This is a genomic window from Vibrio sp. CDRSL-10 TSBA (assembly GCA_039696685.1).
GTDB lineage: Bacteria > Pseudomonadota > Gammaproteobacteria > Enterobacterales > Vibrionaceae > Vibrio.
Genome location: CP155566.1, coordinates 1,546,748 through 1,559,173 on the forward strand (window position 1 = coordinate 1,546,748; position 12,426 = coordinate 1,559,173).

The 12,426-nt window shown below is 41.1% G+C and carries 13 protein-coding genes; 7 read left to right on the plus strand and 6 right to left on the minus strand.

Annotated elements, in window-relative coordinates:
* Positions 1-122: 122 nt before the first annotated feature.
* The 6 genes from ABDK09_14650 to ugpC all read right to left on the minus strand — a co-directional run bounded on the left by ABDK09_14650 (position 123) and on the right by ugpC (position 3,992).
* The gene (locus ABDK09_14650; GenBank protein ID XAW90596.1) at positions 123-362 is read right to left on the minus strand and encodes a hypothetical protein; all 240 of its coding nucleotides are present in this window, start codon (positions 360-362) and stop codon (positions 123-125) included.
* A 196-nt stretch (positions 363-558) separates the two neighbouring features.
* Entirely contained in the window at positions 559-771 is a 213-nt protein-coding gene (locus ABDK09_14655; protein ID XAW90597.1) for a glycosyl hydrolase 53 family protein, read from the minus strand.
* A gap of 32 nt (positions 772-803) precedes the next feature.
* Entirely contained in the window at positions 804-1,589 is a 786-nt protein-coding gene (locus ABDK09_14660) for a glycosyl hydrolase 53 family protein (GenBank protein ID XAW90598.1), read from the minus strand.
* A gap of 203 nt (positions 1,590-1,792) precedes the next feature.
* Entirely contained in the window at positions 1,793-2,686 is an 894-nt protein-coding gene (locus ABDK09_14665; GenBank protein ID XAW90599.1) for a substrate-binding domain-containing protein, read from the minus strand.
* Positions 2,628-2,801: a LacI family DNA-binding transcriptional regulator gene (locus ABDK09_14670; GenBank protein XAW90600.1), complete on the minus strand. Its 174-nt coding sequence runs from the start codon at positions 2,799-2,801 to the stop codon at positions 2,628-2,630. Before ABDK09_14670 ends, ABDK09_14665 begins: the two co-directional genes overlap by 59 nt.
* A gap of 87 nt (positions 2,802-2,888) precedes the next feature.
* Positions 2,889-3,992: a sn-glycerol-3-phosphate ABC transporter ATP-binding protein UgpC gene (gene ugpC / locus ABDK09_14675; protein XAW90601.1), complete on the minus strand. Its 1,104-nt coding sequence runs from the start codon at positions 3,990-3,992 to the stop codon at positions 2,889-2,891.
* A 222-nt stretch (positions 3,993-4,214) separates the two neighbouring features.
* Between ugpC and ABDK09_14680 the strand changes: the two genes are divergently transcribed.
* The 7 genes from ABDK09_14680 to lamB all read left to right on the plus strand — a co-directional run bounded on the left by ABDK09_14680 (position 4,215) and on the right by lamB (position 12,421).
* Positions 4,215-5,231 (plus strand): extracellular solute-binding protein, encoded by a 1,017-nt coding sequence (locus ABDK09_14680; protein ID XAW90602.1) that lies wholly within the window; start codon positions 4,215-4,217, stop codon positions 5,229-5,231.
* Positions 5,197-5,454 carry a hypothetical protein gene (locus ABDK09_14685; protein ID XAW90603.1) on the plus strand — a complete coding sequence of 86 codons (258 nt, stop codon included), beginning with the start codon at positions 5,197-5,199 and terminating at the stop codon, positions 5,452-5,454. Before ABDK09_14680 ends, ABDK09_14685 begins: the two co-directional genes overlap by 35 nt.
* A 177-nt stretch (positions 5,455-5,631) precedes the next feature.
* Positions 5,632-6,885: a sugar ABC transporter permease gene (locus ABDK09_14690; GenBank protein ID XAW90604.1), complete on the plus strand. Its 1,254-nt coding sequence runs from the start codon at positions 5,632-5,634 to the stop codon at positions 6,883-6,885.
* Positions 6,875-7,717 (plus strand): sugar ABC transporter permease, encoded by an 843-nt coding sequence (locus tag ABDK09_14695; GenBank protein XAW90605.1) that lies wholly within the window; start codon positions 6,875-6,877, stop codon positions 7,715-7,717. The genes ABDK09_14690 and ABDK09_14695 overlap by 11 nt, the downstream gene beginning before the upstream one ends.
* A gap of 16 nt (positions 7,718-7,733) precedes the next feature.
* On the plus strand, positions 7,734-8,966 hold the full coding sequence (locus tag ABDK09_14700; GenBank protein XAW90606.1) for a glycosyl hydrolase 53 family protein: 1,233 nt from the start codon (positions 7,734-7,736) through the stop codon (positions 8,964-8,966).
* Positions 8,966-11,035, plus strand: coding sequence for a beta-galactosidase (locus ABDK09_14705; protein XAW90607.1), 2,070 nt, complete (start codon positions 8,966-8,968; stop codon positions 11,033-11,035). Before ABDK09_14700 ends, ABDK09_14705 begins: the two co-directional genes overlap by 1 nt.
* 144 nt (positions 11,036-11,179) lie before the next feature.
* A complete protein-coding gene (gene lamB, locus ABDK09_14710; GenBank protein ID XAW90608.1) occupies positions 11,180-12,421 on the plus strand; it encodes a maltoporin LamB in 1,242 nt (413 codons plus the stop codon).
* Positions 12,422-12,426: the final 5 nt, after the last annotated feature.

Consider the following 12,426-nt stretch of genomic DNA (forward strand, 5'->3'; position numbering starts at 1 on the left):
AGGTCGGGCGCTGCGGTTTCATATACACTATCGTCTGGAAGCTTTTGGAGTACTGACCCTGGCCCAAGGTAGGTGGCCGTAGCCAGGCCAATACTCTGACTGTGCGCGGGATCGCAAGCGGATCAGGCACACAACTGCGATATCAGGGCTTCACGGCGCAGATCCAAGATTTCACTCAACAGTTGCTGTTGGGAGTTCAAACCGAAATGTTCCGAGTACAGTTTCACCTTCTGGATTTCGTCCGGATTGAGCCGGTAAACTTCTTGCTTTAACACCGCTTTGGCCTCTTTTTTCAGCAGGCCTCGTTTTTCTTGCATCAGTTTGATGATGCGCGTATCCAGCGGATGTGATTCTCTCGTCATACTTGCTCACTTATTTCACACCTAAGTTAACGGCGTAAAAGGATAAATTAGTAATGGCGGCACAATTTATCTGGTTGGTATGACACTAGTATTGCATGAGTCAAATCTAAGACTTCTTGTAAAGACGTTATATGCTGGTCAGACAATGACAGTAAGGGGGTAATTCGTCCCCTTACTGTACACAGGAGAGCAGAATTCACTCTAGAAAAGCATCAAGGGCTTCTGTTGGTTGTTTCGTTTCAGGGTTCCAGGCTCCTAAAGTGTACCCTTGCCAGTTATAGGCTTGCGGCTCCCAATAAAAGATACCGATTCCTTTTCCTTGGTTAACACTTCGGATTTTGTGAATTAAGTCAGCGACTATTGTTTTGGATTCTGGATCGTCCCACGGTACGCCAATTTCACTGATCATGACTTCTGTTCCATATCGACTAACGAGGTCATTTAAGTTGTTAAGGCATTGGTTGTTGGCTTGTTGCCAGGTGATCCCCGCAGCATTTTTGGGTATGACGATGCACCAATCACATCCCACCATGCACCATTTGACTGTAGTCCGTCCAGAATCCAGCGGAAATTGCCATTGTCGTGACAGTTGGCTAAGTGTACGATAGGGAATATTTCCTTGGCGGCATTTCTGCCACTATTAAATAACCAAGCGAAGTTACGCATATTACTGGACGCTAAACCATCATTCCAAAGCATCCCGTTGTTGGTCTCGTTGCCAATTTGAATCCATTTAGGAGTGATTCCTGCCTCTTTGAGGGTAATGAGGGAATCTCTGGTGTAAGCCCAGACTTTATCCATTAGCTCTTCAAAGCTGAGACTATTCCATGCAGACGGTTTCCATTGGTTTGCAGGATCTGCCCATGTGTCGCTATAGTGGAAATCGATCATCACGTCCATACCGGCAGCTTTAGCCCACTGAGCTTTTACCAGTACATCCTGTAACGAATTATAATATCCGTCACTTGGGTTGACCCAAACGCGGAGACGTATAGCATTCATACCATGATCTCGTAAAATCGACAGTACATCTTGCCGATAGCCCCAGTCGTTGTAAAACTCGTAACCACCGTCTTCCATTTGGGTTATCCAACTGATATCCGCTCCTTTTGTAAATGCGTTTGCATAAGAGGTAGACGTTAAACAGCAGAGCAATACTGAATAATTTATTTTTCTTAACATATATTTGCCTTGTGATTTATGAAAGTGATATTTGGTTAATATCACTTAAACTCTAGCAACATATTTAAGGAACTAAACCTGACAAGAGTTATTAGTAATAATTTAATAATAACTTAATGTTTAGTTTGTGATGTTTTATCCAGGTTTGATTAAAATTTACCTAATTAAATGTTATCACGGCATCATAAGTTTTAATAAGGGATGAGATGCCTTGATTTTAGCACTAGTAATCAAGGCAGAGATAATGGCTATTTTTTTGTAAAACTATCACGCCAAATAAATTCATGACTAAACAGAACGGTTTTTTTGTGCCTGCGCCCTGCTAGATTTTCTATAAACATATCAATTGCGGCTTCGCCCATTTCAAAGGGAAAAAGCCGCATCGTTGTTAAACTGGGACTCATATGTCTGGCAGATGAAATATCGTTGGTACCAATCACTTGGATATCTTCAGGAATGGAAAACCCATGTTCATAAATAGCACGATATACTCCTACTGCGACCATGTCGGTGGCTGCATAAACAACATCTGGTAATGTCTTGTGTTGTAGCATCTCTTTCATTGCCTGGTAACCAGATTCAATACAATATTCTTTGCTGACTTTACAAAGACTCTCATTATACAAGCCATGACCTTGAGTCACTTCTCGAAAAGCATGGAGTCTTTCTTCATTGTTTCCAATAAAGGCGGGTCTTTTACATTGACTGCTGATAATAAAACTCATGACATCCTGTGCAAGTGCCATACGGTCGATTAACACGGAATCTGTTTTTAATCCGAGCGGATTCGAATCGACGAAAATCAAATTTTTATTGGTATGGTATAATAACGAAATTTCTTCATTTGAGAAGTGACCGACAGCAATAACTGTTGCTGCATTTCGCAGTAATACCTGATTGGCTTCTATCTGATGGATATGTAAACCACGTAGGGAGATCCCTTTTTCCAGGCAACGGTTTTGAATTCCTGCTCGTATTGAAGTGAAGTAGGGGTCATCTATCTCTTGAGTGGGGGTCAGAAAGTTCACTAAAATCAATTCGCAATTAGTATCACAATCTTGAGTATCATCAGCACTGGTTTGATTAAAGTTTCTTCTTACTTCGTTGTGGGGACTTGTAGCCAAGAGCATTAACCGCTTCAAGAATAGCTTGCTTCTTCTTATCGCTAACGGAGAGAGTTGGGTCATTATTTAAAAAGCGTGATATCGTCGAAGTAGAAATATTCGCTCTTACAGCTATGTCTTTTAAAGTTGTCAAAATGATAGCCTTCTTATCGTATCTAAACTAACCAGGCCAAAGGTTTGCCACATTCTTTGGCCGAAACTTAATGGTTTAGTTATCCAACTAGTGTAACGAATCAACCTGCGTAAAATTAATAGCTTTTCCGCTGGCTTCAAACAGATGCAATGCTGATGGAGATGCAAACAAAGGCAAAATATCACCTGGTCTAACTAGAGTATCACCATGCTGAAGGTATTTGAAATCGTCTATACCGCCACATTGACCGAAAACATAAGTCATGCCACCAAGTCGTTCAATGACTTCGCATTGGAAGTTTAGTTTAACAATATTTACTTCTGTAGAAATGTGTTCCGGACGAATTCCGATGGTTAGGCTTGTACCGATTTGCAAAGATTCAGTTTTAATCGGTAGTGTTAATGTATCTCCCACATGAGGTTTCACGGTTAAGCTTAATTCATCCCAGTGTTCGACCTTGCACTCGATGAAGTTCATTTTAGGAGATCCAATAAAACCAGCAACGAATCTGTTTTTTGGGTTCTGGTAAAGGTTCATCGGTGAACCGACTTGCTCTACTTTTCCGTCTCTCAACACTACGATTTTATCGGCGAGAGTCATTGCCTCCACTTGGTCATGGGTAACGTAAACCATGGTTGAGCGTAAGTCCTGATGCAACTTCGCTATATGCAGACGCATGTCGACACGTAATTCTGCATCAAGGTTAGAAAGAGGTTCATCAAACAGGAAAACTTTAGGATCTCTGACAATTGCGCGGCCAATGGCAACGCGCTGCCGTTGACCTCCCGATAGTTGGGCTGGTTTTCTATCGAGTAGATGTTCCAGTTGCAAAGCTTTACTGACTAACTTGACCTTTGACTCGCGCTCAGATTCTGGCACCTTATTCACTTTTAACGAGTAACCCATATTTTCCGCTACGGTCATGTGGGGATATAGAGCATAAGATTGGAAGACCATCGCCACACCACGTTCAGAAGGTGGTGTGTCATTGACAATATTTCCAGCAATAGAAACTGTGCCATCACTGATATCTTCCAGACCAGCGATCATTCTTAATAATGTTGACTTACCACAGCCTGATGGGCCGACAAACACAACAAATTCACCTTCTTCAATAGACAAATTGACATCATGGATAGTTTGATTGTCACCGAAACGTTTGACTACGTTGGATAGCAGAATAGAAGACATTTTGTTTTCCTTATTATCAGATAAAATTTTAGTAGTTGCTGTGATCAGATTCTTTGTTATTTAGTAAATTTTATTTACGCTTGTTTTGCTTATCACAATCTTCACTGCATATAGTGATTCAAATCACATCTGCAGATAACCTTTGTAGGAAAAAATAACACAATACAGCATATTTGCACCATAAATTTTATTTCTGCTAATAAAAATAAGGTGTGATTTTTCATGGATAGTAAAAAATTTAGTAAAAAAATAAATCTTATCTCTGCCACTGTTGCCCTGTTTTGTTCACCATTAACTTTCGCACAGCAATCGCTATTGGTTTGGGAGGATATTCAAAAATCTTTCGGGAATGAAGAAGCCGTTGCTGCGTTTGAAAAAGAACATGATGTCAAAATTAATGTCGTTGAAATGCCTTACGGTGGACAAGTTGAATCTCTCCGAATGGATGGGCCGGCTGGCACTGGCCCAGACGTGATACTTATTCCACATGATCAGATTGGCGGTGCCGTGATACAGGGGTTGCTTGCACCAATTAATGAAAGTAAAAACGTATTGGATACATTCAGTGAATCTTCAATAGAGGCATTAACTTATAATGGTGTACTCTATGGTTTACCAAAATCAGTGGAAACACTATTTATGGTTTACAACAAAGATATGATTGATAAATTGCCTGAAACACTGGATGAAATATATGAGCTTTCCAAGAGTTTCCGGGAAGAAGGAAAATATGGCCTATTGGCGAAATGGGATGAGCTTTATTATACCTATGGGATCCTCAGTGGTATGGGTGGGGATGTCTTCGCAAAGAAAGAAGATGGATCTTACAACTCAAATAAAGTGTTGCTCAATGAGTCAGGGGCAATTGAGGGTGCTAAATATATCCAGAAGTTTTATCAGTCAAAAGTATTTCCGGCAGGCATTGTTGGTAATAATGGTCTAAATGCCATCGATTCATTGTTTACTTCAAGTAAAGCTGCGATTGTACAAACAGGACCGTGGTCGCTTCAGCCATATAAAGAAGCGGGCATTAATTATGGTGTAGCCCCGCTACCAAAACTGCCTTCAGGTAAACATATGGGCGCATTCATGGGAGTGAAAAGCTACAGCATTTCTACTTTCTCTCAGAATAAACCTCTGGCTCAAGAATTTATCGAATTCATCAACAATTATGATAATGCTAAACGCCGTTTTGAATTGACCGGTGAAGTTTCCTGCTGTAAAGGCTCTCATCAATGATCCTGTGATTAAAAATGATCCTGGTGCACGAGCTATTGCTATGCAATCTATCTATTCGACCTCTATGCCATCCATTCCTGAAATGAATGAGGTCTGGGGACCAGCTAATAGCGCATTACAACTCATTGCAACCAATAAACAAGATCCGAAAAGTGCATTAGATGCGGCGGTTGCCAGTATCAATATGCAAATCGAGGCAAACCACGCAATGATGGGCCAATAATCGATTGAGATAACTATATATTGGTTATTGGTTATTGGTTATTGGTCGTTTTCCCCGCTTTTTTTGCGGGGGAAGTTAACATGATGTTCTCTTGTAAGGAGTTGTAAGTGATGTCTGACATGAGTGGACACATAGAACCTGGCGTAGGCTTCTACCGTTTCCCAGAGGTTTATAGCCATGCTTTGTGCTTTGATACCTGGTATGGGGCAGTTTTATAACCGCCAGTTTGCCAAGGGACTACTGTTCTGTGTGCTTTTGATGAGCTTTTATGGTGTTAGCCGAGAATTTATTTTGCATGGAGTGTGGGGGATTACCACACTAGGTGAAAACTTACCTGAGGACAATTCTGTCTTTTTATTAGCAAAAGGTATTATCGCACTATTAGTGTTGTTATTTGGCTTGACACTTTATGGATTGAGTTTCTTTGATGCGTATAAAAATGGCTTAAGAATTGATGAAGGTCGGCCACTTAATTCTATTCGTGTTCAATACCGGAATATTATAAATGCAGGATTCCCGTATTTGATGATAAGTCCTGGATTTATACTTCTTGTTTTTGTTGTTGTATTCCCGATTATATTTGGTTTTTCTATTGGATTTACAAATTATAATTTATACAATTCGCCGCCAGCAAAGTTGGTAGATTGGGTCGGCCTCAAGAATTTTTTTAATATTTTTCAGATAAACCTATGGAGAAATACATTTTTCGATGTCTTGCAATGGACGATAGTCTGGACACTGTTAGCCTCAACCTTACAGTGTGCCGTGGGAGTACTATTGGCGATTTTGGTTAATCAGAAAGATCTTAAATTTAAACCGTTAGTTAGAACGATATTTATTTTACCATGGGCAGTACCTGGCTTTGTTACCATTCTTATCTTTACTGGTATGTTCAATGATAGCTTTGGTGTCATTAACAATGTCATTCTGGATTTTTTTGGTGTCGAACCAAAAGCTTGGTTAACAGATCCTTTCTGGACTAAAGTCGCGTTAATTTTGATTCAAACATGGTTGGGTTTTCCATTTGTGTTTGCAATGACGACTGGTGTGCTACAGGCGATTCCTAATGATCTATATGAAGCCGCCACTATGGATGGTGCAAGTAAGATTCAGCAATTAAGGACAATAACATTGCCCTTAGTCTTCTACTCAATTGCACCTATTCTTATTACTCAGTACACATTTAATTTTAACAATTTTAATATTATTTATTTGTTTAATAATGGTGGTCCTGCGGTAATCGGTGGTAATGCGGGAGGAACGGATATCTTGGTGTCGTGGATTTATAAACTAACGATGTCATCGTCTCAATATAGTATTGCATCTGCAATCACGTTATTACTGTCAATATTTGTAGTGGGTATAGCACTGTGGCAGTTTCCGTATGACAAACTCATTCAAAGAAGAGGCAAGATAGTCTATGAGTATTAAACGCCGTAATCGAATTCGGTTGGCACTCAGTTATTCTCTGATTCTAATAGTATCTATTATTATAATTTATCCACTTATCTGGACGGTTGGAGCTTCTTTTTATCCAGGTAATAGTATTATGGGTGAATCAATTTTTCCTGATAATCCGACCTGGAGTCACTATGCAACTCTATTTGCTAATGACAAAGTTGCTTATTTAACTTGGTTTTGGAATAGCATGAAAATCAGTTTCTTAACCATGGTTTTGACGTTGTTTAGTGTATCTTGCACCTCCTATGCGTTTTCTAGATTTCGCTTCAGAGGTAGAAAAAATGGTCTGATGTTGTTTCTTCTACTTCAGATGATTCCGCAGTTTTCTGCATTGATTGCTATTTTTGTACTTGCTCAGATGTTGGGGTTGATCAATAGCCACCTCGCTTTAGTCTTAGTTTACGTAGGCGGAATGATACCTATGAATACGTACCTAATGAAAGGCTACCTGGATGCTATCCCTATCGATCTGGATGAGTCAGCAAAGATGGATGGAGCAAGTAATATAAGAATATTTATTGAAATAATATTGCCAATTTCCAAGCCAATTATAGCAGTAGTCGCATTATTCTCTTTTACTGGGCCGTTAGGGGACTTTATTCTTGCGACGACAATATTAAGAACTCCAGAAAATTATACCCTTCCTATTGGATTATATAACCTAGTGGTTGAAAAAATGGGAGCTAGTTATACCACTTATGCTGCAGGTGCTGTAATTATTTCTATTCCTGTCGCACTACTTTATTTATCGCTGCAGAAATATTTTGTGTCAGGCTTAACCGCTGGTAGTACAAAAGGCTAATTTCCGAGAGAACAATATGGATACTAAATTTAGAATTGCATTAATTGGTGCAGTCCTGGCTATTGCTGGCTGTCAGTCTTCTAGCCAAATTAAGTCAAATGCTACAAAGGTAGCCTTGGCCCATGAAGAAATTTCTATTAGCGCTCCAAAACTGAGAGATAACTTTATTAAGGGTATGGATATCTCGATGCTACCAGAAATTGAGTCATTGGGCGGGAAATATTTTGAAAACGGCCATCAGGAGGATTTACTTAAAATCTTGAAGCAACATGGTGTCAACTCAATTCGAGCCAGAGTATGGGTTAATCCTGAATCTGAAAATGGAGCGAAATACGGTGGTGGCAATAACACTTTGCGGCGTTCGATTGAATTGGGCCAGAGAGCCAAAGCTTTAGGGATGAGTTTCCTGCTGGATATTCATTACAGCGACTTTTGGTCAGATCCTAAAAAGCAGACGAAGCCTAAGTCCTGGGACGGTCTTAATTTTGAACAACTAAGTAGCAAAGTCTATCAGTACACGTCGGAAGTTATGCAGGCCCATATCCGCGCCGGTGTGATTCCAGATATGGTTCAGGTTGGGAATGAACTTAATGGTGGAATGCTTTGGCCGGATGGAAAAAGTTGGGGGCAGGATGGGCATGAATTCGACCGACTTTCAGTGCTGTTAAAATCGGGAATTAAGGCCGTACGTGAGAATAGTGCAGGCCAAGAGATTAAGGTCATGCTACACCTGGCGGAAGCGGGAGATAACGGTTTGTTTCGTTGGTGGTTTGATGAAATTACCAAGCGCAATGTCGAGTTTGACGTAATAGGTATGTCTTACTATCCGTGGTGGCACGGGCCTATTTCTAAAGTCAAAACCAACATGACAGATGTTATCAACCGTTACCATAAACCCGTGATTATCGTTGAAACAGCCTTTCCGTTTACCAGCGAAAATGGTGACGGATTATCTAACAGTTACTCTGAGTCAGGACCAATTGGCGGATATGACGTCAGTGTTGAAGGTCAGGCTCAATATTTATCCGACATTATGAAACTGGTTAATTCTTTACCTGATAACAAAGGATTGGGTATCTATTACTGGGAGCCCGCCTGGTTACCTGTCAATGGGGCAACTTGGTCAACGAAAGCTGGAATGGATTATAGCGGTGATTCTTGGGATATTGGTAATTCATGGGAGAACCAAGCGTTGTTTAATTTTGAAGGTAATGCTTTGCCATCACTAAATATATTTAAAGGTAAGTAATGAGAAACAAGAAATTTGTTATTCCCGAGTTCAAAGGGCTGCTCCATGGAGCAGATTACAACCCAGAACAATGGTTAGATCGACCAGATATCCTCAAAAAGGATATAGAGTTAATGAAGCAAACGAAGTGTAATGTTATGTCTGTAGGCATATTCAGCTGGTCTGCTCTTGAACCATCAGAAGGTGAGTTTCACTTTGAATGGTTAGATCAGATACTGGATAGCTTAGCGAAGCACGACATTTCTGTTTTCCTAGCAACGCCGAGTGGAGCACGACCGGCTTGGTTATCACAACGTTACCCGGACGTTCTACGTGTCAATAGTCAACGAGTGAAACAGTTGCATGGAGAGCGGCACAACCATTGTTACAGTTCACCGAACTACCGCGCTAAAGTCACTGTCATTAATACCAAACTGGCTGAACGTTATAGTCATCACCCTGCAGTTATCGGATGGCACGTATCAAATGAGTATGGCGGTGATTGTCACTGCAACTATTGCCAGCAGGAATTTCGGCTTTGGTTACAGGGTAAATATCATACTTTAGAAAATCTTAATAAGCGTTGGTGGAGCTCATTTTGGAGCCATACCTATACTGACTGGGAGCAAATTGAGTCACCGTCTCCAATTGGTGAGAATTCAGTCCATGGATTAAAACTGGATTGGAAGCGTTTCTGTACTGATCGAGTGGTTAATTTCTGTCAGCACGAGATTACCCCGTTGAAAGCCATCAATCCTGAGTTGCCGACAACGGCAAACTTTATGGAATATTTCTATGACTATAACTATTGGCAATTAGCTAAGGCAATCGACGTTATCTCTTGGGATAGTTATCCGTTGTGGCATCGGGATCATGATGAAGTGGCATTAGCCTGCTATACGGCGATGTATCACGATCTTATGCGCACGTTGAAGCAGCAGCCGTTTCTGTTGATGGAATCGACCCCAAGTCAAACCAACTGGCAACCGATTACTAAGTTAAAACGAGATGGCGTTCATTTGTTGTCATCATTACAGGCAATCGCTCATGGTTCTGACTCGGTTCAATATTTTCAATGGCGAAAAAGTCGTGGTTCAGTGGAAAAATTTCATGGTGCGGTCATTGACCATGTCGGTCACGCTGATACGCGCACCGGCCGAGAAGTCGCCGCGGTAGGGGAGTATCTCGAGCGGATACATCCAGTCGCGGGATCTCAAATCACTTCGGATGTTGCCATTATTTTTGACTGGGAAAATCGCTGGGCGCTGGATGATGCATCCGGGCCGCGTAACCAAGGTATGCATTATGAGCAAACAGTGTGTGATCACTATCGTGGATTCTGGGAACAGGGAATTAATTGCGACATCATTGAGCAGTTGAGTGACTTTGCCCCTTATAAAATTGTCGTCGCGCCGATGCTATATCTGGTTAAACCTGGGGTGGCGGAACGTTTAAAAGCATTTGTTGAAAATGGAGGAACTCTCGTTGCTACCTATTGGAGCGGCATTGTTGATGAAAACGATCTCTGTTTCCTGGGTGGCTTTCCTGGTGGTGAGAATAGTCCGTTACGAGAGGTGCTTGGGATCTGGGCTGAAGAGATTGACTCTATGTATGATCATGAGCGGGTAGAATTCGCTATGACATCAACAGCTGAGTTTCCTTTAGAGGGTGAGTTTGAAGCAAAACACTTAATGGAGCACATTCACTTGGAAACCGCGCAAGCTTTGGCATGTTACAGTTCAGATATGTTTGAAGGTCAACCGGTGGTTACACGAAACACATATGGCAAAGGGTTTAGCTATTATATCGCCGCTCGCACAGAGCATGACTTCAATAGTCAGTTTTATCACCAACTCGTTGGGCTATCTGATATTAAGCCACCGGTTGATAACGTTCCGTATGGCCTCTCAATCAGTTTAAGACAAGACCATGATAATCGTTATTTATTTATAATGAACTTCTGTAATGAAGATCGTTGGTTTAATTGTCCTGATGGTGAATGGATTGACCAGGATAATAATAAATTATGTGGGGAGATAAAATTAAATCCATATCAAGTTGTTACACTAATAAGTGATTTGAATCTGTAAAAGCATCAGCCTTAATTCTAAGGCTGATAAACCTAATAATAAAGATAAGAGAAAGCAACATTCTCTCGGATGAGTATTGCCCGAATATCTGCGCGGGCAATATTTTCCACCAATAACCATTTATTAAAACAAAAGGAATTTAGAATGAAGAAGACAACGCTGACCGTCGCGATACTCGCATCATTGATGGCAACACAAGTTTCGGCGGTAGATTTCTATGGTTACGTTCGCGCGGGGCTTGGAGTAAGTGCTGATGGAGGTGGCACGGAAGGAGGCGATGAATTTAACAAAACTAAACTGGGCCGTCTGGGTAACGAATATGACACCTATTCTGAGATAGGCTTGGGGCAGGAGTTATTCAATCAGGATGGGCATTCAATGTATTTTGAAAGTATGTTTGAAATGTCATCAGAGGGTAACCTTGAATCTGAGTCGACGAAAGACGATAGCGCCAACTTTGCCATTAAGCAACTCAATATTCAGGCGAAAGGTTATATTCCTGCATCCCCTGATGCCGTTGTTTGGGCAGGGAAACGTTTTTATCAGCGCCATGACCTGCATATTATTGACACTAAATACTGGAATATTTCTGGTTACGGTGTGGGTATTGAAAATATTAAATTAACCTCGGGAGCAATATCAGCGGCTGTGATACGAGCGGATAGTGATGTTGATGAGACAACAGGTGAGCTTAATACCTACTACATGGATTTACGATATGCTGGATTTAGCCCTTGGGAAGGAGCATGGACAGAAGTCGGTGTTGACTATGCAATCGTCAATCCAACTGATGAACAGGAAGCTGCCACAGAAAATTTTGACGATGGTTTAATGGTAACCGCCGAGTTAAGTCAAAGTTTTTCGTTAGGATATAATAAGTTTGTTCTGCAATATATGACGAGTGGCTTAGCGCAGAATGCCATCTCTCAAGGTGGTGGATGGTATGATTACTGGAGCGGTGATGTCAGCGACGCAAAGGCCTTTCGTTTTATTAGTACTGGCGATGTGAAGCTCAGTGATAGCATCGTTATCAATCATGTCCTAACTTACGGTAAAGCTCAGGATCATGGTGATTGGCTGGATAAAGAAGAAATGTTCTCTTTTGTTGCCCGCCCTACTTATAGCTGGTCATCTTATAATAAAACAATGTTAGAAGTTGGCTACTTTGATCAAGAGAAAACCTGGGATTCAGGTGTGAGTGAAAAATCTGGCGGGACTAAATTTACCATCGCCCACGCGTTGTCTACAGGCGAGGACTTCTTTGCTCGACCAGAGATTCGTTTCTACGCAAGCTATTTTAAAGATAACGAAAACAGCAATACATTCAACAGTGGTAAAAGTGATGACACCATTAATTATGGTGTACAAATTGAAGCCTGGTGGTAATTGCT